The following is a 23,865-nucleotide window of genomic DNA, read 5'->3' as shown; positions in this document are numbered from 1 at the left end:
AAGCAATTAGCTTCGGTTTTTTTTTATTTAATAACTATTGTATTTATTATAGTTTAAATAAGATACCAAATGTAGCGTTACCACCAAATGGATTGTTTACACTTCCAACACCAAAGTTAACATCTGTATTTGTAGAAGATGTTTTACCAGGAGTTCCTGAAACAGTTAATTCGTTTTTAGTAGTTGAAACAGATAATATATCTGTTAATCCAAATGTTAATGCAATTTTTTCAGTAACAAAATAGTTGATTCCTAAATCTAATCCAGCACCGAAAGTGTTTTTTGTTAAAGTACTTCCTGCATTACCTTTGTCTTTAGCAGTTCCATAACCGATTCCAAATTCAGAATATGTTTTAAAACGTTTACCTAATTCCAAGAAGTAGTAACGAGCGAATAAACCTCCGCCAACAGTAGACACATCTTCATTGATTGTGTTTCCTGTTTCTTCTTTGTACTTTCCAAAACCTAATTCAGCACCAACAGCAAATTGATCAGTTAAAAAATAACCAGCTTTAGGACTAATTGTGAAGCTATTTGTTTTAGTTTCAACATTCAATGTATTTTTATCCTTAGAGCTTCTAACACTAACGTTACCTTCAATAAAGATATCACCTTCTCCAAAACCAAAAGTAGTACCCTCTTGTGCATTCACGTTTGCAAAACCGAAAGCTGCAATAGCAGCCATAATTACTATTTTTTTCATAATAAATTTAATTGTTTTATAATTAATCGGATGCAAAAGTAGGTCTTTTCTTTATACTTACCAATAAAACATAAAGAATCTTCACTTTAACAACGCAACTAACTTTATAAACAACAACTTACTTATTAGCCTCTGGAACCCTACTTATTTCAAAAGAAATTCTGGAAAAAAAAAGGACTATCTGAAAATGATAGTCCTTTTTTTTATATAAAAGTTATGGAAATTTAGAAAGAAAATTCAATTCCTACACCAATAGTTGACCAGCTTCCTCCATCTCTACTGATTCCTGTATAAGAAAAATTAGCTCCAATCATATCAGTAAAGCTATAACCAACTCTTGGGCGATAATAAAAACCACCGTCATTATTATCGTTAATTCCAACTGCATAACCTAAGTCTGCTCCCACATAAAATTCTTCTGTCGCATTAAAGCGTGCAGCCCCAGCAACAGGAACAAATTGAACATCATCACCTTTAATACTTGCACCTAAAAAGTCATATGATTTAGCGATTGCATTAGTAAAACCTGTAGCTCCACCAACAGAGAATTGATCTGAAACTGCAACCAAATAAGCCACATCCAATCCAATACTAACAGATGAGTAATCTCCTGAATCACCAATTGGTAAAGCAACATGAGCCCCAGCTTTTAATCCACTTTGAGCATTGATTACCGAAAATCCAAATACCGCAATTGCAGCTGTTAAAAATAATTTTTTCATAATTGTTTAAATTTTAATAGATTAATAGTGAAACCAAACTAAGTAATTTTTTTGAATTTTTAAACTAAATTATCCCTTATTAATCAAAAACAAATACTATTATACACTAAATCAGCATATTATCGTTTTGCATAATAAACAATTTATATCTATTCTATATTTCATAACAAATCAATGACCTTAATAACTAAACATTTTAGTTTATTTTTGTTCAAATGAAATGGGAACACGCTTTAAAAGACTATAAACTTTACCTAAAAATTGAAAGAGGCCTTTCAGACAATTCCATTGCTAGTTATGGCTTGGATGTTGAGAAGTTAATGAAGTTTTTAGAAACCAACAACCTACAAACCTCTCCTTTAACTATTTCTAAAGAGAGTCTACAACCTTTTATTTACGAAACGGCTAAAAAAGTAAATGCCAGAAGTCAATCAAGAATCATTTCTGGGCTTAGAAGCTTCTTTAATTACCTTATTTTTGAGGATTATAGAACTGATAATCCCTTAGAATTAATAGAATCTCCTAAAATTGGGAGGAAACTTCCTGACACCCTTTCATTGGAAGATATTAATCAATTAATTAAGGCCATAGATTTAAGCAAACCTGAAGGAGAGCGAAATCGTGCCATGTTAGAAACTTTATATAGCTGTGGATTGCGTGTTAGCGAGCTAACGAACTTAAAAATTTCAGACTTATTTTTTGAAGAAGGATTTATCAAGGTTACTGGAAAAGGAGACAAACAGCGTTTTGTACCAATTGTAGAATCTGCCCAGAAGTATATCAATATATATAGGAACGACATCCGCGTTCACCAAACCATTCAAAAAGGAAATGAAGACACTTTGTTTTTAAATCGAAGAGGCAAACAACTTACCCGAGCCATGATTTTCACTATCATTAAACAACTTGCCGTAACCATAGATTTAAACAAAAGCATTTCACCACATACTTTTAGACACTCATTTGCCACTCATTTATTGGAAAATGGAGCCGATTTAAGAACCATTCAACTTATGTTGGGCCATGAAAGTATTACAACTACTGAAATTTATATGCATGTAGATAAAAGTCATTTAAAAAATGTGCTTCATAGTTTTCATCCTAGAAAATAAAATTATATTTTTTTTATAAATCATTATTTAGATAGCTGATTATTAACTAAATTAGTGTTACAGCTAAGTTCTTTTATTTTTTTTCTGATTTATTTTAAACTAAAGTAACCATGGTCCACCACAGATGAATTTTGAAAACTCCAATACACCAAACAAATTAAGTACTAACAAACATGATGAAAAGCGCATGTGGCAGTTAGCGGTTGAAATGACCAATGTTGGCGTATGGGAGTTTGACACGTTAAACCAAAAGGTATATTTTTCGAAAGCATCTAAACGCATTATTGGTTTTGAAAACGACCCGACTTTTGGAGATCATATTAACGATTGGAACGATCGGGTACATCCAGACGACAGAGAAAAGTACTTTCAAGATTTTCAAGATTATATAAACGGATTAAAGAACATGTATGTTAACGAACATCGGGTAAAATGCAAGGACGGCAGATATAAGTGGGTTTTAGATAAAGGAAAAATATTAGATAGAGATCCCGACGGTAATCCCATCCGATTTATTGGAACCCATGTTGATATTACCGAGCATATTGAAAGTGAAATAAAACTTACCGACACTCTTAATATAATAACAAAACAAAACAATCAGCTAAAAAACTTCGCTCATATTGTTACCCATAATTTAAAACAGCACGCCGCCAATTTTGAAAGTCTACTGGCTTTTCACGATGAAGCCGAAACAAATCAAGAAAAAAATGAAATAGTAGCCTACCTTAACACTTTATCTACTTCCCTAACAAAAACTATCACCAATTTAACGGAGATTGTTTCTATTCAGAACAACAGAACAGCTAGAATAGAAAAGCTCTATCTTGCAAAAGAAATAGACAACATTTTAGACGTACTAAACGTCGTTATTACTGCTAATAAGGCTGAAATTTTCAATAAAATTAATCGTAATTTATATATTTATTACAATCCATCTTATATAGAAAGCATCATTCAAAACCTATTAACCAATGCTATTAAATACAAGCATCCTGATAGGAATCCGGTAATTACCATAGAAAGTAAGATTGTTGCAGAAACCATTCAAATAAGAATATCAGACAATGGTTTAGGAATCGATTTAGAAAAGTTTGGCGACTCTATTTTTGGTCTGTATAAAACTTTCCACAAAAACCATGACTCCGAAGGTATTGGTTTGTATTTAATAAAAAACCAAATAGAAACTTTTGGTGGCACCATTGAGGTTGAAAGCGAAGTTAATGTGGGTACTTGTTTTATTATAAAATTTCCATACTATAAAAGATTGCCTTCTACTGAAGCCAATCTAGGCTAAAACGACCTAATCTTTCAGTTTAAAATTTAATTTGTTGTTAAAAGGTTTTCTATTTCAGAGTAAACACTATTTTTGTAAATAAACTAATAAGAATGCAGTTTAAACATCCTGAACTTCTTTACGCTTTATTTGCGCTGCTTATACCAATTCTTATTCATTTATTTCAGCTTCGAAAGTTTAAAAAGCAGGCTTTTACCAATGTGGCCTATCTAAAAAAAGTAAAGGCAGAAAGCAGAAAAAGTTCTCAGATTAAAAAGTGGCTTATTTTATGTACCAGAATGCTGTTGTTTGCTGCTATAATTATAGCTTTTGCCCAACCTTATACTTCTAAAACAAACACAAAAAACAGTCAAAAAGAAACAGTTATTTATCTTGACAACTCCTTTAGTATGCAAGCTAAAGGTGAAGCTGGCGAACTTCTTAAAAGAGCCGTACAGGATTTAATTGAAAACCTAGACCACACGGAAAACATTTCGATTTACACAAACAATCACACGTTTAAAAACACAAGCATTCAAGCCATTAAAAATGAATTGCTTCAACTGGATTACACAGCCAACCAGCTTAATTATGATGCTGTTTTATTAAAAGGAAAGAACTTATTTACATCCAACTCAGGAAACTTACAGCAACTGATTTTAATTTCAGATTTTCAAATAAAAGAAACTCTATTTCAACCAACTTTAGATTCTTTAATTAACCTCTACCCTGTTCAATTGAAGCCGGTAAACACCAATAATATTTCGGTAGACAGTTTGTATGTTTCAAATAAAACCCCACAAAACATCGAGCTAACCGCACACGTTTCTAATCAAGGAAATCCCGTTGAAAACATTCCAGTTTCCTTGTTGAATAAAGAAAACTTACTAGCTAAAACAGCTGTTGATATTGACAAAAACTCTGTGGCTAAATTTACTATTAACAACGAAGAAAGCATAAACGGAAGTATTGTTATAGACGATGCGAATTTAACCTTCGACAACACGTTATTCTTTAGTATTAACAAGGCAACTAAAGCAAAAGTACTTGCCATCAATGAAACCGACGATAAGTTTTTAACACGAATTTATACAGAAAATGAATTTCAGTATACTTCAGAAGCTTTAAATAAACTTAATTATAGCGATATTGAAAACCAAAACCTGATTGTTTTAAACGAACTAGAAATCATTCCAAATTCTTTAAGCACCGCCCTAAAAGCTTTTACTGAAAAAGGAGGCTTTTTAGTAGTAATTCCTTCAGAAAATGCGGATTTACAAAGCTACAACCACTTATTATTGAATTTCAACATGGGTTTAAACACCCTAAATACTTCAGAAAAAAGAATTACAGGCATCCAATTTTCACATCCACTTTACAAGGATGTATTCAATAAAGAAGTATCAAATTTTCAATACCCAAAAGTAGACAGTTATTATCCGTTAACAGGTTCTCATATTAGTACTCCGTTGCTTTTTGAAGATGGCAAGGCATTTTTAAGTAAAAACGCCCAAGCTTATGTTTTTTCTGCTTCCTTAAAAACAGAAAATTCTAACTTTAAAAGTTCTCCACTTATAGTTCCTACGCTTTACAATATTGGAAAACAGAGTTTAAAAACTTCAGAATTATATTATGTAATAGGTGAAGAAAATAAAATTGACATTCCTATAAGTTTACAACAGGATGATATTTTAAGCATGACTTTGAATGAAGAAAGCTTGATTCCGCAACAGCAATACTTCAATACTAAAGTTCAAATTACAACCAATGATGTACCAGAAACAGCAGGAACATACAGTATAAGCAACAAATTAGATTTTATAGAAAATATTAGTTTTAATTATAAAAGAGACGAAAGCCAGTTACAATACCAAGATTTTTCTGGTATAAAACACATGAAATTAAGCCATTCCTTACCCGATTTGATTAGTGAATTAAAAAGTGACTCAAAAATTAACGAGCTATGGAAATGGTTTGTTATTTTTGCACTAGGCTTTCTAGCTATTGAACTGCTCATATTAAAATATTTTAAATGAACGCACTCCTAAAATCTGCCACAATTATCGACCCTAAAAGCGATTTTAACAATCAAACGGTTGATATTTTAATTGAAAATGGTGTGATTACCGAAATTTCAAAAACTCTTAAAAACACGAAAAATATCCAGGAAATAGATTTAGATAATCTGCATGTATCCCAAGGTTGGTTTGATAGTAGTGTGAGTTTTGGAGAACCTGGTTATGAAGAACGCGAAACCATAGAAAACGGTTTAAAAACTGCGGCCCTTTCCGGTTTTACATCAGTAGCCTTGAACCCGAATTCAAATCCAGTAATCGATTGCAATTCTGATGTGTCCTTTGTAAAAGCAAAGGCAGAAAAGCATGCTGTAAAACTCTACCCAATTGGCGCTTTAACCAAAGAAAGCAAAGGTGAAGATTTAGCGGAATTATTCGATATGAAAAATGCTGGAGCTATTGCTTTTGGTGATTACGAAAAACCTATCGAAAACCCTAATTTGCTAAAAATAGCTTTACAGTACGCTAGTAATTTTGATGGTTTGATTCTTTCTTTTCCACAAGAAAACAAAATTTCTGGAAAAGGTGTCATGAACGAGCAGCTTACAAGTACTTCCATTGGTTTGAAAGGGAATCCAAATATGGCTGAAGAACTGCAAATTGTTAGAGATTTATTCTTGTTGGAGTATACGGAAGGGAAACTTCATATTCCAACAATTTCCACTGCTAAATCGGTGCAATTAATTCGTGAAGCAAAACAGAAAAATTTAAACGTAAGCTGTAGTGTAGCTATTCACAATCTTATTTTAACAGATGAGAACTTAACGACTTTTAATACAAACTTTAAAGTTCTTCCTCCGTTACGAACCCAAGAAGATATAACTGCTTTAATAGAAGGGTTAAAAGACGGCACTATAGATATGGTTACCAGCGACCACAACCCTATTGATATTGAGCATAAAAAAATAGAATTCGACTTAGCCAAATATGGAACCCTTGGATTAGAATCTGCATTTGGAATTTTAAACAAGCATTTTACTACTAAAAAGGCCGTAGCATATTTAACCAAAGGAAAAGATAGATTTGGTGTGAATTATCAAGCAATTGCCATTGGAAACAAAGCAGATTTAACGTTGTTCAACCCAAATGGTGTTCAAAAATTTACAATAGACGATATAAAATCAACTTCAAAAAATGCCATTTTCCTTGATTATGAAACCAAAGGCAAGGTTTATGGGATAGTTGCTAATAATAAACTTATTTTAAATTAATGAAAAATCAGACCATTCAAGAAGGTAAAACAATGGCTATTATCAGTTATTTAACCTTTATTGGACTTATTATAGCCATTATAATGAATCTTGAAAAAAGAAATAGTTTCACCTATTTTCATGTTAGACAGATGTTGGGGCTAATCATTATGCTACTTTTTTCTAATTTAGTTGAAGAATTTGTCAATAGTTTGTTAGGAAGTAGTTTTTGGGTCATCACCTTTGTATGTTGGCTTTTCGGTTTATTCCATGCTTTTAAAGGCGAGGCAAAACCTATACCTGTTCTTGGAGAAAAATTTCAAGAATGGTTCAAAAATATTAATTAATAAAACACGGGATTTTGAGCTTATCATATATTACTAGACCTTCTACCTTAAAAGAAAATGCGCCACTATTAATTTTATGCCATGGATATGGCAGTGATGAAAACGACTTATTTTCTTTTGCTTCGGAATTACCTGAGGAGTTATTTATTATCTCGCTTAAAGCTCCATATCAACTGCAACCATACGGAAATGCGTGGTATGCCATCAATTTTGATGCTGACCAAAACAAGTGGAGCGATGATGAACAAGCCAAATCATCAAGAGATTTAATAGCTAATTTTATAGATGAAACTTGTACTAAATACCCTGTAAACGAGGACAATGTTACTATTTTAGGGTTTAGTCAGGGAACTATTTTAAGTTATGCTGTAGCTTTAACCTATCCTGAAAAAGTAAAACAAGTTATTGCTTTAAGTGGTTATATTAATCCTGAAATCATCCCACAAAACGTTGCAGAAAAGGATTATTCGCACCTGAGTTTTTATTGCTCTCATGGCAGTGTAGATCAGGTATTACCAGTTGAATGGGCTAGAAAAGCACCAAAATTTTTAGACGCCTTAAACATTGAAAATCAATATTCAGAGTTCCCTGTAGGGCACGGCGTATCGCCGCAGAATTTCTACGAGTTCAAACAATGGTTAATCGAAAGAATTTAATAGGTTATTCGGTTGGATATAAGAACGAATCGATAAGCTTAAAATTAAGCTGTTCATCCTCTGTAATCTCGTAATGAATTAATAATTCACCCCAATATTTCCCATCGGAAAAATTGGCTATAATCCATTTATGGTTTAATAGTCTAATAGAATTAATAAGCATTTTCCCTCCCGCCATAGATGCGTATGGAATTAACGGGTGCTCCTCACCTGGAACTGCGTTCAATTCGTAAATTTCGTCTTTTATGAAAGGAATTAATTCTGACACTTTAAACCCTCGTTCTTCAAAATAAGATAAAGCCGCTTCGGTTTCATCTAGTTTGAATTCAGATAAATTCAAAATTCTATCATGCAAAGCAGATATGGTGTCTTTATATTTTTCCTGGTTTTCGAGTGCTTTTTCATATTTTACATTATAAGCTTCAAAAATGTTTTTAGAATTTACATATTGAAAAACAACAAGTAAAATAGAAAAAACAAAAAGGTACATAAATAGTTTATTCTTCATTATATAGTAATTTGCAAGTTATCGTAAGCCAAAAAAACATTTTTTGGTAAGGTTTGTTGTACATCGTCATGAAAGCCCATAGCATGACTAATATGCGTTAAATAAGCACGTTTGGGATTTACTTTTTCAATAAAATTTAAAGCTTCCTCCAAATTAAAATGAGTAGCATGTGGTTCTTCCCTCAAGGCATTCACCACTAAAACATCTAAGTTTTTTAGTTTTTCAATCTCTTTGTCTTCCACGGTTTTCATATCAGTTAAATAGGCAAACTTATCAAACCTATAACCAAATACCTGTAAGTTATAATGCAATCCATCAATTGGTAGCACTTCTAGATTGGCCAATGAAAAGGCTTCATTTTTAACTTCATTAATTTCAACACTAGGCGCACCCGGATATTTATTTTCGGTTTCAAAAATATAATCAAATCGTCGTGTTAATTCGTTTATCACCCGTTTATGAGCATAAATAGGAATGGCACCTTGCCTAAAAAAAAATGGTCTAATATCATCTAAGCCTGCTGTATGATCGGCATGTTCGTGGGTAAAAAGAATACCGTCTATTTTATTACAAGCAGCCGTTAGCATTTGTTGTCTAAAATCGGGACCACAATCTATTACATAAGAAAAAGAATCCCATTCCACTAGAACAGAAACTCTTAAGCGTTTATCTTTAGAATTTTCACTAAGGCAAACAGGATGCGTACTACCAATTACGGGGATTCCTTGTGATGTTCCTGTGCCCAAAAATGTCACTTTCAAACCTTTTAATTTTAAAACAAAAATAAGGTTATTTTTTTGTTTAACCTGCTAATTAATTATCTTTGTAGTTAAGACTTAATCCAAAAATTTAGAATGGAAATTACCCTAAAAGGAGATAGAGAATTTGATGATGTCCCTTCATTAAAAACAAAAGCTCTTCGTATTAACTTAAACGAACATATTTACGGAACTTTTGCAGAAATTGGCGCAGGACAAGAAACGGTAAGACATTTTTTTAGGGCTGGAGGTGCTTCTGGTACTATAGCTAAGGCTATGTCGGCTTACGACAAGGATTTTAGCGATTCTATTTATGGTGTAGAAAGCGACGGACGTTATGTTACTGAAGCCCGTTTACGCAAAATGCTGAACCACGAAATTAACCTAATTGAAAAACGGTTAACTAGAGACAAACATCCTAATAAGATGTTCTTTTCTTTTGCTAACACTGTAACCACGATAGATTTTGCTAAACAATACAAAGGCCACGGTTGGGTTGGTATTCGATATCAAATAGATACGGATCAAGACTATAATGAAATTATATTGCATCTTAGGTTTAAAGAAAACGATGCTAGATTACAACAAGAAACCTTAGGTATTTTAGGAACTAACCTAATTTATGGCGCGTACTACAAATATAAACAACCTAAAAAGCTACTCCGTTACCTATACGACCATTTAGATAAAGACCAGCTTGAAATTGACACTATAAATTTTTCAGGACCCGTTTTTAAAGACGTGGATAACCGATTAATGAGCTTACAGTTGGTTAAAAATGGGATGACAGATGCCGTTATGTTTGCTCCAGATGGAAACAACGTATTACCGGCAAAAGTTTTATATAAAAAGAATATTTTAGCTCTACGTGGTAGTTTTAGGCCTGTTACCAAGGTAAACATGGATATGTTTCAAAGATCATACGACATGTTTATTAAAGAGAATAAAGTAGAGGAAGATAGAACTCAAGTAATTTTTGAAATTACGCTTTCTAATTTACGTGCAGAAGGCGAAATAGATGAGCAGGATTTTATGGACAGAGCCAAGTTGCTTTGTTCTTTAGGACAGACTGTATTAATTTCAAATTTCCAAGAGTATTACAAGCTAGTAGAATACTTCTCGCAATATACTAAGAGTAGAATGGGTCTTGCTATGGGAGTAAACAATCTGGTAGATGTTTTTGATGAAAAATACTACCGTCATTTAAGTGGAGGTATTTTAGAGGCTTTTGGTAAGTTATTCTTTAAAGATTTAAGAGTTTACTTATATCCGATGTATAGCGAAGATGGTACACTTACCACAAGTGAAAATTTAAAAGTACACCCAAGAATGAAAGAGTTATACAAGTTCTTTAAATACAATGGCAAAGTAATAGACATTACAGATTACGATGAAAACAACTTAACTGTATTTTCTAGAACTGTATTAAAAATGATTACTGAAGGACAAGAAGGATGGGAAGCTATGTTACCTGAAGGTGTTTCGAAGTTAATAAAAGAGAAAAGTTTATTTGGCTGCGAAACTGAAGAAAGTTTTAGGACAGAATCATAAAAAACTAAAAAGGCGATCCAATTAGATCGCCTTTTTTTATTTCAATATCTGATCGGTATGCTCCTTAGTTTTAACTTTAGAAATAACTTCTTCAATAGTTCCTTCCTCATCAATAACGAAAGTGGTTCTGTGTATCCCTTCATATTCCCTTCCCATAAACTTTTTTGGTCCCCAAACACCATAAGCTTCTATCACACTCTTATCTTCATCAGCTAATAAGGGATAAGGAAACTTATATTTATTTCTAAAATTACTTTGTCGTTTAGCGCTATCCGCGCTTACCCCAAGAATTTCATAACCTGCTTTTTGAAATCTTGAATAATTATCGCTTAAATTACAAGCTTCAGCCGTACATCCTGGAGTACTAGCTTTCGGATAAAAAAACAAGACTAGTTTTTTTCCTTTAAAATCACTTAAAGAAATACTGTTTCCATCTTGGTCATTTGCTGTAAAATCTGGCGCTTTATCTCCTGGTTTCAAATTTGTCATAGTATCTTTGTTTTTATTCAATTTCTGTAAAAATACAACTTATGACCAAGCAAGAAAAGGTAGAATTCGTTATAAAAACGTTAAAGGAGCTCTATCCAACAATTCCTGTACCATTAGATCATAAAGATCCCTATACTCTATTAATTGCTGTTTTGCTTTCTGCACAAAGTACCGATGTTCGTGTAAATAAAACCACGCCATTGTTATTTGCAAAAGCAGACAATCCTTACGATATGGTAAAACTAACAGTGGAAGAGATTCGAGAAATCATAAAACCAGTGGGGTTATCACCAATGAAAAGCAAGGGGATTCACGGGCTCTCTAAAATTTTAATTGATAAACACGGTGGTCAAGTTCCTAAAACTTATGAAGAGTTAGAAGAATTACCTGCTGTAGGACATAAAACGGCAGGTGTAGTTCTAGCGCAAGCATTTGGAATTCCTGCGTTTCCTGTGGACACGCACATACACCGATTGATGTATCGTTGGGGATTTACTAATGGAAAAAATGTGGTTCAAACAGAAAAAGATGCCAAACGTTTATTTCCTAAAGAACTTTGGAACGACTTGCATTTGCAAATTATATGGTACGGACGAGAATATTCGCCTGCTAGAGGTTGGGATTTAGATAAGGACATCATTACCAAAACTATTGGAAGAAAAAGTGTTTTAAAAGCGCATCCGCAATATGTTGAGAACAAAAATTAAGGGCTAAATAATTGCATTTGTAAGCCTACACATTTTTAAAATAAACACTAAAAAAAAAGTCCTAACGACTAAATTAGGACTTTTTCAAAGTTTAGTTGAGAAGTGCTTCAAACTTCATCTTATTACAATTTATAACACTTAAAGCCTTTGAATAATCAAGAAGAAATTTAATGGTCTCTTCTTTTGGGTTTAGGTCAAGCTGCGCTTGTTCAGGGTTGTTAGAGTAAAGTTTTGCCATTTAATAAATTTTAATTGGTTTATTTACAATCTAAAACGCAACAGCCTGAGTATTATTGTTTAATTAGTTAAAATTATATTGTGTTTATCAATAATCTTTCTCATATTAATTAAAGCATAACGCATTCTTCCTAAAGCTGTATTGATACTTACCCCTGTTTTATCAGAAATTTCCTTAAAACTCATGTCGTTATACATACGCATCACCAAGACCTCTTTTTGATCGGCTGGAAGCTCTTCAATAAGTCTTCTAACGTCAGATTCCACCTGTGTTTTTATAAGGCTTCGCTCTGCATCTAAGGTATTATCGCTTAAAACTGAAAAAATATTAAAATCTGCCGAGTTACTGAATTTAGGCATTCTATTAGTTCTTCTAAAATGGTCTATAACCAGATTATGAGCAATACGCATTACCCAAGGCAAAAACTTGCCTTCTTCATTATATTTTCCTTTTTTAAGGGTTTTAATTACCTTAATAAATGTGTCTTGGAAAATATCTTCCGTCATATCTCTATCCAAAACCTTGGAATAAATAAAACTATAAATCCGTTGTTTGTGCCTCTTAATTAAAACCTCTAAAGCAGGTTCATCACCTTTAATGTAGTTACTGACTAGCGTTGCGTCTGAGATAAGTTCGTTTTGCATAATTATTACTTTGCACACAAAGTTTCCTTTATGTTTGGGGTTAAATTCTATTTCAAAGTAATTTTATGCTATAGGCTAGATAAGTGATTTTAAGATTAGTAAGTTCCAAATATAACAACATTATCGGTTATATTGCAAATTAATTATCATTATTTATAAAATAATATTCCATAAGATTCTATTTACTTGGATGATTTACTTATGTTATCTTTGTAAAATTATCTCCTATACAATTTATGGCACTAAATATTTCTAAAGTAAACCCGAAAGAAAACATCATAATAAAAGGTGCGAGTTTGCACAATTTAAAACATATTGACGTAGTCATTCCAAGAAATAAGTTAGTTGTTATAACCGGTTTATCCGGCTCTGGAAAATCAAGTTTAGCTTTCGACACCCTATATGCCGAAGGACAACGTCGATATGTAGAAAGCTTATCTAGTTACGCTAGGCAATTCTTAGGAAGACTAAACAAACCTAAAGTTGATTATATTAAAGGAATAGCTCCCGCTATAGCTATAGAGCAAAAGGTAAACTCTACCAATCCACGATCTACCGTTGGAACTTCTACTGAAATTTACGATTATTTAAAATTGTTATTTGCCCGAATTGGAAAAACATATTCTCCAAAATCGGGAAGAGAAGTTAAAAAAGATACAGTATCAGATGTTTTAAATTATATTAAAACTTTTGATGAGGGTGAAAAACTCCTGCTCCTCGCTCCTATTTATCTAGAGCAAGGACGAACAATGGAAGACAAGCTAAAAGTGCTTCAACAACAAGGTTATGCCAGAGTTAAAATTGATAATCAAGTTGTAAGAATTGAAGAAGTAAAAGATGTAGCCCAAATAGATTCTGTTTTTTTAGTGGTAGACCGAATCATCACGAAAAATGAAGAAGACTTCTACAACCGTTTGGCCGATGCCATTCAGACTTCTTTTTTTGAAGGAAAAGGAGAATGTTATATAGAAACCTTAAAAGACAGCAAACAACAATTTTTCAGTAATAAGTTCGAATTAGACGGAATAGACTTTCTTGAACCTAATGTTCATTTATTCAGTTTTAACAATCCTTATGGTGCTTGTCCTAAATGTGAAGGATATGGAGATATTGTTGGAATAGATGAAGATTTAGTAGTTCCAAACACGGCCTTATCTATTTATGAAAACGCCATTTTTGCTTGGCGTGGAGAAAGTATGAGCTGGTATCGAGATCAATTGGTTAATAATTCTCATAAATTTGATTTTCCTATACATAAACCCTATTTTCAATTAAGTGACGAACAAAAACAACTTATTTGGGATGGAAACACCTATTTTGAAGGCTTAAATTCATTTTTTTCAGAGCTAGAAGCTAAGGCCTATAAAATACAAAATCGCGTTATGCTTTCTCGTTACAGAGGAAAGACGAAATGTAAAGCCTGTAAAGGTAAACGATTACGACCAGAAGTTGAATATATTAAAATTGGAGGCGCAACGATTACCGATTTAGTAGACATGCCTTTAAATAAATTATTGGCCTTCTTCAATGAGTTGGAATTAAACGACTACGATACAACTATTGCTAAACGTTTACTTAAGGAAATTAACAACAGATTGATGTTTTTGGATAACGTAGGTTTAAATTACTTAACATTAAACAGAAAATCCAATACCCTTTCTGGTGGAGAAAGTCAGAGAATAAATTTAGCCACTTCCCTTGGAAGTAGTTTAGTTGGTTCTATGTATATTTTAGATGAACCTAGTATTGGACTGCATCCAAAAGACACTGAAAAACTTATTGGAGTCTTAAAGTCTCTCAGGGATTTGGGAAATACAGTTATTGTGGTAGAACACGATGAAGATATCATGAAAGAGGCCGACGAAATTATCGATATAGGTCCTGAAGCTGGAACTCTTGGAGGAGAAGTTGTTGCCACTGGAACGTTTAAAGATATTTTAGCATCAAACTCGCTAACTGCTCAATATTTAAATGGAAAATTAGAAATTAAAGTTCCAGAAAAAAGAAGAACTTCTAAATACCATGTAGATATTTTAGGAGCCCGAGAAAACAATTTAAAAAATATAGATGTTAGCATTCCATTGGGAATGTTGACGGTAATTACGGGAGTTTCAGGAAGTGGAAAAAGTACTTTGGTAAAGAAAATACTCTATCCAGCACTTCAGAAAAAACTTACCGACTTCGGTGATAAGCCAGGTCAGTTTTCAGAATTAAAAGGAAATTTCAGCAATATTAAACTAATTGAGTTTGTAGATCAAAACCCAATCGGCCGATCGTCTCGCTCAAATCCTGTTACTTATATCAAAGCTTACGATGATATTCGTTCTTTATTTGCTAATCAGAAATTAAGTAAAATCAGAAATTATCAGCCTAAGCATTTCTCTTTTAATGTGGATGGAGGACGTTGTGAAACCTGTAAAGGTGAAGGCGAGGTGACTATTGAAATGCAGTTTATGGCCGATGTGCATTTAACGTGTGAAACCTGTAACGGTAAACGTTTTAAAAAGGAAGTTTTAGAAGTTACTTTTCAGGACAAAAGTATTGATGATGTTTTAAACATGACCATTGATGATGCCATTGCCTTTTTTGACAAACATAAAGAAACCAAAATCCAAGGTAAACTACAACCCTTGCAAGATGTTGGTTTAGGTTACGTAACTTTAGGGCAAAGCTCCTCTACTCTTTCTGGTGGTGAAGCACAACGTATTAAATTAGCTTCATTTTTAGGAAAAGGAACGAAAAGTGATAATGCTTTATTTATTTTCGATGAACCAACAACTGGACTACACTTTCATGATATTCAAAAACTTTTAAAATCCTTCAATGCCTTAATTGAAAAAGGTCATTCAATTTTAGTGGTAGAGCATAATTTAGAATTAATTAAATGCGCAGACTACATCTTGGATTTAGGTCCTGAAGGTGGTGAATATGGCGGCTATTTAGTTGCGTCTGGCACTCCAGAGGAACTAGTGAAAAATAAAAAATCTATAACAGGAATTTATTTAAAGGAGAAACTTTAATTGCTTAAAGCACTAATAGTACCAAAAGGTAATAAAACCTGTTATTACAGCCGTAAAGGGTAATACCATTAACAAAAAGGCAAAGGAAACCAAACTACACTTTACAAAACTTAAAAACCATCCTTGTTGGTAAAACCGTTTTATGGCTACATAAAGATATAAGAAGGAAGATAACGTTAATAACCAATCTATCCAATTAGGAACGTTTAGGATAAAGTTTATTCCAATAATGATACTGAATAACATAAATAGAAAGGCAAAAAAGTAAAAAGCAAATACTAAATGATGAGCAAAAGTCCCTCGTTTCCAATAAAATATCTTCAATAATAAAGCGAAAATTGGTAACAATATAAACATAGCCAATGGTATCGTATCATAAAATGCTTTAAGTAAACTTCCTCCATCTCGTTTTTTATAAAACTTCAATATTTGACCGTATAGACGACGTTTAAAGGCACTTGCTTCTTTTTCCAAACCCATAGCTTCATAAATTTCATGATCGGGAGCTCCTATTCCTATTAGGGAGTCGACTTTCTTTTCATCAAAATTAAATGATAAATTATTTGAATCGGTATTAACCTCCCTTTTTAGAATTGAATCGATAACTTTTAATTCTGCATCGTTCACTCCAATTACTTTCTGATTGTTTTTTAGAGGTTTCATTAGCTTGTCTACCTTCAAGGAATCTAGGTGGGACTTATTAGATGTAGAATCTTCTATAAAGGGTTTTTCTAAAGTCTTCTTTAATTCAGAATCCAACTTTTCCGTTTGTGGACGAACCAAGATGGTAAACAAAAAGAAAAACACAACCGATATAAATAAATACATCTGTGCTGGGTGTAGGTAAAGCAGTCGCTTACCTTCAACAAATTTACTTGCTAAATACCCAGGCTTAAAAAGTAGTGGTAGAAAACTCTTAAAAAAACGTGCATCTACTGAAAAGTAATTACTTATGGTGTTGTAAAACAAAACCCCAAGAGTTAGCTCGTCTTTAGACTTTTGACCGCAATAGGGACAAAAGGAAAAGGTTTTATTAAATGCTTGATCGCAATTTTTACAAACAGTTCGATTGGCTGGCATTATTTCATATTATCTTATAAATGTATGAAAAAGAAGCTTTTAATAACTTAAACTGAGACGTCTTTTTTTATTTATATATTAAATACAAGCTTTTTTTATATGCTTTAATTCAAGTTAAAAACAATTATTTGGAAAGTCCGTTCGGCATATAATTTTATTTTTTTCTTCTAAAACCAGATCAACTAAAAACTACTCATTTATAACCAGTTGCATATCAATTGATTACAATACAACTTTTATGTAAAAATAATTTTGGCATGTTGTTTGTTTTACTCTAGACAAGTTTCATCTTAAATCTAACAATTATGAAAAAATTTATGTTTTTAATAGCAGCCATAGTCCTGGGAGGACTATCTGTTAACGCAACAACTACCAACCAACCAGGTCATTTAGACCATACAACAGCAAGGAAAGGTTATGGTAATTCTTTCATTTTTGTTGAAAATGGTATTGAATTTTCGATATTCCCAGATGGACAATTCGATTTTTACATGCCTTCCTATGGACCTAATGTTAATGTGTATGGACCTGGAATAAGCATTAGTTTTAATTCTGGTTATGACTATAATCCATTTTTACAATACGATGAATTTGGAGCCATCATCCAAATAGAACACGTTCCTGTTTACTATGATTATTATGGTCGCGTAAGCCAAATTGGAAATGTATTTATAAACTATAACCATTTTGGGTATGTATCTAGAATTGGAGGACTTTATATACATTACAACTCGCACAGAAGGTATTCATATTACACTGGATATATTAATGCGTTCAACCCGTATTATGTTTACAGACCTTGGCATAATTATTACAGAGTTCCGGCGTATAACCATTGTGTAGTTTACCACAAACCTTATAGAAAATATTATAAACCTGTAAGATATAACTACTACCAGCCTTATACTAACAATTACAGACGTACAACTGCTGTTGCTAGTAGACGCGGGAATACCATTTCAAGAAGAAGTGAATTGGCTACAAGACCAACTCACGCAAACAACACACCTAGACGTGATGTAGGAACTGATAGACCAAGATCAAACAGTCAAATTGCTACACAGCCAACAAGAGGTAATTCAAATACGGTAAGACCTCGTGAAGGTTCTCAGGTAAATTCACCTAGATCCAACAACCAGGTAGCAACGCAACCTAGATCTGAAGCGAATACAGGAAGACCTCGTGGAAATTCAGAAGTAAGTACACCTAGATCAATTAATCAGGCAGATACAAAACCAAGAACTTCTACAAATACTGTAAAACCTAGAAAGAGTTCTATAGAAAACTCTCCTAGAACAAACAAACCAGTTGTATCAAAGCCTAGAACACAAACTAGAGGTAATGCTACAAGACCAGTAGCAAAAAATAATGAACCTAACAGAAAACCAAAACAAGTAAATAGTCGTACATATAGTAAAGAACGTCATAAAGATCAAGTTGCTTCAAATACTAGAGGCAGACGTTAATTAGTTTTTGGTTAGTTAGTTAGTTAGTTAGTTGGAAAATCCTACAAGAAGTTTGCCTCAAAGCAATTTTGTAGGATTTTCCTTTTTTATTTAGATTTTATTCTCAAAACCCTATTTAGTAAAAGAGAAATGTCTTCTGATACATTAAGAAAGTAAACAAAAGAGCCATAACTTAATGAAATCAGCATGCTTTTTAAGCCAATATTAATAATAGGGTGAAATGGAAAATCCCAAAAATAAAATACCCCTAAACTTACTAATAATAGCAAAACAACTTTTACCGTATTAACGGAAAATGGAAGTATACTAAACTTATTATATACAAAGATTATTTTTGAAATATTATAAATTAGGATGGCTATAAAAGTGGCAAATGCTGCTCCATTAATTCCGTATAAAGGAATAAAAACCATATTTAGAATAATGGTTAGTACTGCAAGAAAAACCCCTAAAAACAATACCATTCTGTAATAATCACTATTAAAAAGGATGGCATTATTATTACCAAGTAAACTATCTACTAATTTGGTAAGGCCAATAATAAAAACCACTATTAATCCATCTACATAACTCTCGTTAATTAATTTATAAAGCTCATTGATGTTTAAAATAATCATCAAAAAAATAAAGCCACTAATTATGAATAAGGTCAGCGAACTTTTTTTGTAAAGAATCTCTAAATCCTTTTTGTTTTTTTCGTTCAGAAGTTTTGCTGTCAGCGGATTTACAACCTGGTACATGGATCGATAAGGCACGCCTATTACTGTAGCAATATAAATAGCAACTCCGTAATAAGCTACGTTTTCTATGGCTTCGTAACGATTAATCATGAACTTATCTATTTCTAGAATAACGTTAGCCACGGAGCCAGCAATAATTATTAAGCTCGTATATTTTAAAATAGAACTAAGATTTGGAATTCGTTCAAACTTTAATTTCGGAAAACGCAGGCTAAATGCATAGAGCTTCATAACAAGCATTCGCAGCGCATAAACCCCAACAATGCTATATATTAACTGGTCAACCGTTAAATAATCAGCGTACAATGCCAAAAGTAAAATTGTAGTGCATAATCTATGAAACACCTCTTTCATAAAGTTTCCAAAAACCGTTTGCATCTGCACTTTGGACCAGGCATAAAAAATTTCAAAATAGGCAAAGGTTATAGCAGCTAAATAAATTAACCAAACATAATCGACTACTATCATATTGTCGCCTGCCAACCAAGTACTAATGAATGAAAAGGCGAAATATCCTATCATTCCAAAAGGAATAATTACCAGTAACGGTAAAAACAACATTAAGGTTAAAAAGCTATTTTGACATTGTTTGGTTTTAAATGAAGAATAAAATTTAACAATGGTATTATGAACACCAAAAGCCATAAGCGGCATCATGATATTGGCAGTTGAAAGTAAATAACTTACCAATCCGAAATACTCATCGCTTAAAAAAGATGTGTACAAAAACAACACGTTAATTGCCCCTATTCCAAATCCTAAATAGGTAATAAGTGTATTTTTTATAGATTGATTTACTACTACTCCCATAAAATCAATTTAGATAAAGATTCGGTTAGAGACTTTCTACTATATTTTTGCAATCCAATAGCGTGTGATTTTAAACTCCCTTCTTTATATGCTTTATATAAGTTTAAAAGTACCCTTTTAATCTCATCGTGATTATGATAATTAAAATATGATCCTGTATTTGTTTCTTTAATAATATTTTCAACATCAGAACCTTTAGGACCAATAGCTAAAATAGGTCTGTTGGAAACCAAGTATTCAAATAGCTTTCCAGGAATTATACATTTAGTGTCTTCAGAATCTATTTCAATCAATAATAAAACCTGAGATTTCTTTTGAAACTCCATAGCCTTATTATGTGTTACATAACTATGATTAGTTACATAAGAACTTAAATTATACGATTTCAGGGTTTCAAGTACATCTTCACTTACAGAACCTACAAAATGAAGTTCAAAATCATCAGCGAAACCTGAATAGTCTTCAATAAGCTCTTTTAAAACTTGCCAAAGTACTACAGGGTTACGTTTAGAGAGTAAGGACCCAATGTGTGCTAAAGTAAACTTCTTATCTAAAGATGGGTTGGCAACCGTATTTCTATCATAACCATTTGTAATGACTGAAATAGGCTTTTCTGTTAGGTTAGAAAACTCCTTTTTAGTCACTTCACTTGTTACAATAATTTGATCTGCTGCTTGGAGCACCTGTTTTTCTAAGGTTTCATGTTTTTTCTTTGCAAAATTTGTCAGTTTTAATTGATTATGATACCCGATAGTTGTCCAAGGGTCTCTAAAATCGGATATCCAGTTAACTGCTAACTTTTTCTGTAATTCCAATCCTATTAAATGTAGACTATGAGGAGGTCCTGTTGTTATTATAGTCTTAATGCTATTTTCATTAATATAGTTTTCTAAAAACTTAACAGAAGGTTTTACCCAGTTTATTCTAGCATCTGGAATAAAAAAATTTCCTCTAACAAAAAGCAATAATTTATCAATGAGACTTTGTTGCTTTTCTTTAGGAATTATGCCTTTACTAATAGTTTTAGACTTATTTTTTGATAAAAACCCAGCTAGTTTATAAGGCTCCTTTATAGGTTGCTTTAAAACGGTAAGCTTATCTGAAACCTCTTCAAGCAAAGCTTCGTCCACAATAGGATAACTAGGATTTGAAGGCACATAAACTATAGGTTCTATATTGAAATCTGGTAAATACTTAACAAATTTCAACCAACGCTGCACCCCTGGTCCGCCTGCTGGTGGCCAATAGTAAGCGATTATTAAAACCTTAGTTTTAGTCATTTCCACAAGCGTAAAGTCATAAATGACTAGTCTTTAAATTTCTTGAAGTTATAGAAAATTCCTCCAAAAAGCAATAAAACAAATACTATAGAACTTGCTAATGCAATGTTGCCACCCGTTTTAATAACTTGTGGTTCAAACTTAAATTCTATATCGTGTGTACCAGCAGGGACCTTCATACCTCGTAGCAAATAATTTACACGCGAGTGTGGGCTTAATTTTCCATCTACGTAAGCATTCCAACCATCTTTATAATAAATTTCAGAAAACACTACAAAACCATCAACAGCACTTGACGATTTATACTTAATGTAGTTGGGTTGGTAAGCTTCCACAGTAATAGTAGCTGTAGTATCTATCATGATATCTTCCTTTAAAAAAGAAGCATATTCATTATCAGCTAACATAATAGCCACTCGTTTGGTATCCAAGCTATCCAAAGCTTGTATTTCTTCATTTGCTGATTTTACAAATTGAATATTCTCAACAAACCATGCATTTCCATTAGCGTCAGGATTTGTATAAGGGAAAGGCTTTCCTTCTTCATCTTCAGCAATAATATATTTCGTATTCAACATGTTTAACACATTGATATTGTTTTTTGAAATATAAAAATCGTACAACTCATCGTAACGTTTCAATTTGGCCGCATGATAACCTGATAATGAATTATAAAAATAAGATGCCTTAGCTGGTGCTCTAGAAACCAAATCGAACACTCTAAAATGTCCAGGATCTTGCATAATGGCTTGATCCACTGGAGTAGCTTGATATGGTTTATTCATTCTAATTGAAGGCACAAAAGAATCGTTATTTACATAACGTCTGTCTACCCCTACCAAATCGACAAGGATTAAAACAGCAAAAGCCATAATGACTTTTGTTTCCGATAATTTCTTTATCAAAAATAAATAGATTGCACTAGCCGCTAGTAAGACTAAAACCAATGTTCTTAAGGTGTCTTGCGTGAAAAAGGCTTTTCTATCTGCTATCAATGCCTCCATAAATCGTGGCCCAAAATTCTGACGATAGTAAGCATCACTTCCACCTACAAAACTAAAAAGCGATGATTTAAACAGTAAGAAAACCAAAGCTAAGCCAGCTGTAATAATTACTGTTAATTTTAAAGCTTTTAATTTGTCCTCATCCTTATTATCATTCTTGTTGAAGAGCTTAACAAGTCCTAAAACAGCTAATACAGGAATACATAATTCCAAAACTACCTGTGTAGAACTTACCGCTCTAAACTTGTTGTAAAGTGGCACGTAATCTATAAAAAAGTCGGTTACAAACTTAAATGGCTGACTATCGCCATAAGATAAAATAAGCGACAGTAAACTTCCGCCAACAAGCCACCATTTCAGTCGGCCTTTCACTAAAAACAGTGCAAAAACAAATAAAAAGATCACCACAGCTCCTACATATGCCGGTGCTTCTACTATGGTTTGATTTCCCCAATAGGTTGGCGTTTGCTTAACATATTCTCTTGCTTCCAAAGGCGGCACTCCTTGTTTTAAAAAGAACTGATAGGACTCTGAGTCTTTTCCAACATCCTCATGACTTCCACCACCTAAAAACCTTGGTATGTACAAATTAAAGGTCTCCAGGATACCATAACTGTATTCTGTAATATAGTCTCTATCAAGTCCCGTTGTAATTTCTTTTTTTGCAGAACCGTCTGGATTGATGGTTAATTCACTTTGTCCGCGGGTGCTTTCTTTGGCATATTCTTGAGTAGCCAAAATATTTGTAGCGTTAAGTCCTACAGCTAATATAACTGCTAAAGACAAAACCCCAACAGCTTTAAAGTAATGTGGTAAATCCTGTTTTTTATAAGCATCTACTAAATATGCCATTCCTAGAACTAGTACTAAAAACATTAAATAGTAGGTCATTTGAAAGTGGTTTGCAACCAACTCCAATGCCATGGCTACTGCAGTAAGTAAAAACCCGAATAGGTAACGTTTTCTAAATGTTAGTAAAATACCACTTAAAACTAAGGGCATATAAGCAATAGCATGCGCTTTGCTATTATGTCCTACACCAAGTATAATTATTAGATACGTTGAAAATCCAAAAGCCAGGGCTCCAAGCGCAGCGAGCTTATATTCAACCCTTAAGACTAGCATTAGGACGTAAAAGCCCATGAAATATAGGAAAAGATAATCGGCTGGTCTTGGTAAAAACCTAAGTGTTAAGTCTAATTTTTTAATATAGTTGTTTGGGTAATGTGCTCCTAATTGGTAGGTGGGCATTCCCCCAAAGGCGCTATTTGTCCAATAAGTTTCTTCACCAGTGGCTTCCTTAAAATCTTTTTGCTGTTTGGACATGCCAATATAATGCACAATGTCGCTTTGATAAATAGATTTCCCTTGTAGTACTGGGCTGAAATAGACTAATGAAATTATTACAAATCCTATTAAGACAAGGATATGAGGAAGAATTTTTTTAAATGAAATAGACATGAAAATATGTTATACAATGAAAGCGAAA

Annotated in this window: 21 protein-coding genes; 10 read left to right on the top strand and 11 right to left on the bottom strand. The window is 32.8% G+C overall.

Annotation, left to right across the window (positions count from 1 at the left end):
* Window positions 1–46: 46 nt before the first annotated feature.
* The gene (locus VKY41_RS10190; protein ID WP_500814349.1) at window positions 47–703 is read right to left on the bottom strand and encodes a DUF6850 family outer membrane beta-barrel protein; all 657 of its coding nucleotides are present in this window, start codon (window positions 701–703) and stop codon (window positions 47–49) included.
* Window positions 704–927: 224 nt separating this feature from the next.
* Window positions 928–1,425 (bottom strand): hypothetical protein, encoded by a 498-nt coding sequence (locus VKY41_RS10185; RefSeq protein ID WP_500814348.1) that lies wholly within the window; start codon window positions 1,423–1,425, stop codon window positions 928–930.
* A gap of 215 nt (window positions 1,426–1,640) precedes the next feature.
* Here VKY41_RS10185 and xerD point away from each other — a divergent pair, with 215 nt between their 5' ends.
* The 6 genes from xerD (at window position 1,641) to VKY41_RS10155 (ending at window position 8,081) form a co-directional block, all read left to right on the top strand.
* Window positions 1,641–2,537: a site-specific tyrosine recombinase XerD gene (gene xerD, locus VKY41_RS10180; RefSeq protein ID WP_500814347.1), complete on the top strand. Its 897-nt coding sequence runs from the start codon at window positions 1,641–1,643 to the stop codon at window positions 2,535–2,537.
* A gap of 124 nt (window positions 2,538–2,661) precedes the next feature.
* On the top strand, window positions 2,662–3,834 hold the full coding sequence (locus tag VKY41_RS10175) for a sensor histidine kinase (protein ID WP_500814346.1): 1,173 nt from the start codon (window positions 2,662–2,664) through the stop codon (window positions 3,832–3,834).
* A gap of 92 nt (window positions 3,835–3,926) precedes the next feature.
* Window positions 3,927–5,849, top strand: coding sequence for a BatA domain-containing protein (locus tag VKY41_RS10170; protein ID WP_500814345.1), 1,923 nt, complete (start codon window positions 3,927–3,929; stop codon window positions 5,847–5,849).
* Window positions 5,846–7,099 (top strand): dihydroorotase, encoded by a 1,254-nt coding sequence (locus tag VKY41_RS10165; RefSeq protein ID WP_500814344.1) that lies wholly within the window; start codon window positions 5,846–5,848, stop codon window positions 7,097–7,099. Before VKY41_RS10170 ends, VKY41_RS10165 begins: the two co-directional genes overlap by 4 nt.
* Window positions 7,099–7,425, top strand: a complete 327-nt coding sequence (locus VKY41_RS10160) for a DUF4870 domain-containing protein (RefSeq protein WP_500814343.1) — start codon at window positions 7,099–7,101, stop codon at window positions 7,423–7,425. Before VKY41_RS10165 ends, VKY41_RS10160 begins: the two co-directional genes overlap by 1 nt.
* Before the next feature lie 14 nt (window positions 7,426–7,439).
* Window positions 7,440–8,081, top strand: coding sequence for an alpha/beta hydrolase (locus tag VKY41_RS10155; RefSeq protein ID WP_500814342.1), 642 nt, complete (start codon window positions 7,440–7,442; stop codon window positions 8,079–8,081).
* A gap of 4 nt (window positions 8,082–8,085) precedes the next feature.
* Here the strand turns inward: VKY41_RS10155 and VKY41_RS10150 are convergent, their stop codons facing one another.
* Both VKY41_RS10150 and VKY41_RS10145 read right to left on the bottom strand, forming a co-directional pair.
* Entirely contained in the window at window positions 8,086–8,589 is a 504-nt protein-coding gene (locus VKY41_RS10150; protein ID WP_500814341.1) for a hydrolase, read from the bottom strand.
* Window positions 8,589–9,350: an MBL fold metallo-hydrolase gene (locus VKY41_RS10145; RefSeq protein ID WP_500814340.1), complete on the bottom strand. Its 762-nt coding sequence runs from the start codon at window positions 9,348–9,350 to the stop codon at window positions 8,589–8,591. Before VKY41_RS10145 ends, VKY41_RS10150 begins: the two co-directional genes overlap by 1 nt.
* A 93-nt stretch (window positions 9,351–9,443) precedes the next feature.
* Between VKY41_RS10145 and VKY41_RS10140 the strand changes: the two genes are divergently transcribed.
* The gene (locus VKY41_RS10140; protein ID WP_500814339.1) at window positions 9,444–10,898 is read left to right on the top strand and encodes a TonB-dependent receptor; all 1,455 of its coding nucleotides are present in this window, start codon (window positions 9,444–9,446) and stop codon (window positions 10,896–10,898) included.
* A gap of 36 nt (window positions 10,899–10,934) precedes the next feature.
* Here the strand turns inward: VKY41_RS10140 and bcp are convergent, their stop codons facing one another.
* On the bottom strand, window positions 10,935–11,387 hold the full coding sequence (gene bcp, locus VKY41_RS10135) for a thioredoxin-dependent thiol peroxidase (protein WP_500814338.1): 453 nt from the start codon (window positions 11,385–11,387) through the stop codon (window positions 10,935–10,937).
* A gap of 41 nt (window positions 11,388–11,428) precedes the next feature.
* On the opposite strand from bcp, the gene VKY41_RS10130 reads away from it, so the two are divergent.
* Window positions 11,429–12,094 carry an endonuclease III domain-containing protein gene (locus VKY41_RS10130; RefSeq protein WP_500814337.1) on the top strand — a complete coding sequence of 222 codons (666 nt, stop codon included), beginning with the start codon at window positions 11,429–11,431 and terminating at the stop codon, window positions 12,092–12,094.
* Between the two features lie 91 nt (window positions 12,095–12,185).
* Here the strand turns inward: VKY41_RS10130 and VKY41_RS10125 are convergent, their stop codons facing one another.
* A complete protein-coding gene (locus VKY41_RS10125; RefSeq protein ID WP_500814336.1) occupies window positions 12,186–12,332 on the bottom strand; it encodes a hypothetical protein in 147 nt (48 codons plus the stop codon).
* Window positions 12,333–12,391: 59 nt separating this feature from the next.
* On the bottom strand, window positions 12,392–12,976 hold the full coding sequence (locus tag VKY41_RS10120; RefSeq protein ID WP_500814335.1) for a sigma-70 family RNA polymerase sigma factor: 585 nt from the start codon (window positions 12,974–12,976) through the stop codon (window positions 12,392–12,394).
* 236 nt (window positions 12,977–13,212) lie between these two features.
* Here VKY41_RS10120 and uvrA point away from each other — a divergent pair, with 236 nt between their 5' ends.
* Entirely contained in the window at window positions 13,213–15,996 is a 2,784-nt protein-coding gene (gene uvrA, locus VKY41_RS10115) for an excinuclease ABC subunit UvrA (protein ID WP_500814334.1), read from the top strand.
* Window positions 15,997–16,008: 12 nt separating this feature from the next.
* Here the strand turns inward: uvrA and VKY41_RS10110 are convergent, their stop codons facing one another.
* Window positions 16,009–17,076, bottom strand: coding sequence for a DUF3667 domain-containing protein (locus VKY41_RS10110; RefSeq protein ID WP_500814333.1), 1,068 nt, complete (start codon window positions 17,074–17,076; stop codon window positions 16,009–16,011).
* Between the two features lie 305 nt (window positions 17,077–17,381).
* Here VKY41_RS10110 and VKY41_RS10105 point away from each other — a divergent pair, with 305 nt between their 5' ends.
* The gene (locus VKY41_RS10105) at window positions 17,382–18,542 is read left to right on the top strand and encodes a hypothetical protein (RefSeq protein WP_500814332.1); all 1,161 of its coding nucleotides are present in this window, start codon (window positions 17,382–17,384) and stop codon (window positions 18,540–18,542) included.
* 86 nt (window positions 18,543–18,628) lie between these two features.
* Here VKY41_RS10105 and VKY41_RS10100 read toward each other — a convergent pair whose 3' ends face one another.
* The 3 genes from VKY41_RS10100 to VKY41_RS10090 are packed head-to-tail and all read right to left on the bottom strand — an operon-like array spanning window position 18,629 to window position 23,837.
* Window positions 18,629–20,092, bottom strand: a complete 1,464-nt coding sequence (locus VKY41_RS10100; protein WP_500814331.1) for a lipopolysaccharide biosynthesis protein — start codon at window positions 20,090–20,092, stop codon at window positions 18,629–18,631.
* Window positions 20,083–21,372, bottom strand: coding sequence for a glycosyltransferase family 4 protein (locus VKY41_RS10095; protein WP_500814330.1), 1,290 nt, complete (start codon window positions 21,370–21,372; stop codon window positions 20,083–20,085). The genes VKY41_RS10100 and VKY41_RS10095 overlap by 10 nt, the downstream gene beginning before the upstream one ends.
* A gap of 26 nt (window positions 21,373–21,398) precedes the next feature.
* Window positions 21,399–23,837, bottom strand: a complete 2,439-nt coding sequence (locus tag VKY41_RS10090) for a YfhO family protein (protein WP_500814329.1) — start codon at window positions 23,835–23,837, stop codon at window positions 21,399–21,401.
* Between the last annotated feature and the right edge of the window lie 28 nt (window positions 23,838–23,865).

This window comes from Xanthomarina sp. (assembly GCF_035306605.1).
Lineage (GTDB): Bacteria > Bacteroidota > Bacteroidia > Flavobacteriales > Flavobacteriaceae > Xanthomarina.
This window is presented reverse-complemented; position numbering and strand designations above follow the sequence as displayed.

Bases quoted from the DNA above. Each gene is read 5' to 3' on its own strand.
- VKY41_RS10190 (WP_500814349.1), bottom strand. From the start codon at position 703: ATGAAAAAAATAGTAATTATGGCTGCTATTGCAGCTTTCGGTTTTGCA.
- VKY41_RS10185 (WP_500814348.1), bottom strand. From the start codon at position 1,425: ATGAAAAAATTATTTTTAACAGCTGCAATTGCGGTATTTGGATTTTCG.
- xerD (WP_500814347.1), top strand. From the start codon at position 1,641: ATGAAATGGGAACACGCTTTAAAAGACTATAAACTTTACCTAAAAATT.
- VKY41_RS10175 (WP_500814346.1), top strand. From the start codon at position 2,662: ATGAATTTTGAAAACTCCAATACACCAAACAAATTAAGTACTAACAAA.
- VKY41_RS10170 (WP_500814345.1), top strand. From the start codon at position 3,927: ATGCAGTTTAAACATCCTGAACTTCTTTACGCTTTATTTGCGCTGCTT.
- VKY41_RS10165 (WP_500814344.1), top strand. From the start codon at position 5,846: ATGAACGCACTCCTAAAATCTGCCACAATTATCGACCCTAAAAGCGAT.
- VKY41_RS10160 (WP_500814343.1), top strand. From the start codon at position 7,099: ATGAAAAATCAGACCATTCAAGAAGGTAAAACAATGGCTATTATCAGT.
- VKY41_RS10150 (WP_500814341.1), bottom strand. From the start codon at position 8,589: ATGAAGAATAAACTATTTATGTACCTTTTTGTTTTTTCTATTTTACTT.
- VKY41_RS10140 (WP_500814339.1), top strand. From the start codon at position 9,444: ATGGAAATTACCCTAAAAGGAGATAGAGAATTTGATGATGTCCCTTCA.
- bcp (WP_500814338.1), bottom strand. From the start codon at position 11,387: ATGACAAATTTGAAACCAGGAGATAAAGCGCCAGATTTTACAGCAAAT.
- VKY41_RS10130 (WP_500814337.1), top strand. From the start codon at position 11,429: ATGACCAAGCAAGAAAAGGTAGAATTCGTTATAAAAACGTTAAAGGAG.
- VKY41_RS10125 (WP_500814336.1), bottom strand. From the start codon at position 12,332: ATGGCAAAACTTTACTCTAACAACCCTGAACAAGCGCAGCTTGACCTA.
- VKY41_RS10120 (WP_500814335.1), bottom strand. From the start codon at position 12,976: ATGCAAAACGAACTTATCTCAGACGCAACGCTAGTCAGTAACTACATT.
- uvrA (WP_500814334.1), top strand. From the start codon at position 13,213: ATGGCACTAAATATTTCTAAAGTAAACCCGAAAGAAAACATCATAATA.
- VKY41_RS10110 (WP_500814333.1), bottom strand. From the start codon at position 17,076: ATGCCAGCCAATCGAACTGTTTGTAAAAATTGCGATCAAGCATTTAAT.
- VKY41_RS10105 (WP_500814332.1), top strand. From the start codon at position 17,382: ATGAAAAAATTTATGTTTTTAATAGCAGCCATAGTCCTGGGAGGACTA.
- VKY41_RS10100 (WP_500814331.1), bottom strand. From the start codon at position 20,092: ATGGGAGTAGTAGTAAATCAATCTATAAAAAATACACTTATTACCTAT.
- VKY41_RS10095 (WP_500814330.1), bottom strand. From the start codon at position 21,372: ATGACTAAAACTAAGGTTTTAATAATCGCTTACTATTGGCCACCAGCA.
- VKY41_RS10090 (WP_500814329.1), bottom strand. From the start codon at position 23,837: ATGTCTATTTCATTTAAAAAAATTCTTCCTCATATCCTTGTCTTAATA.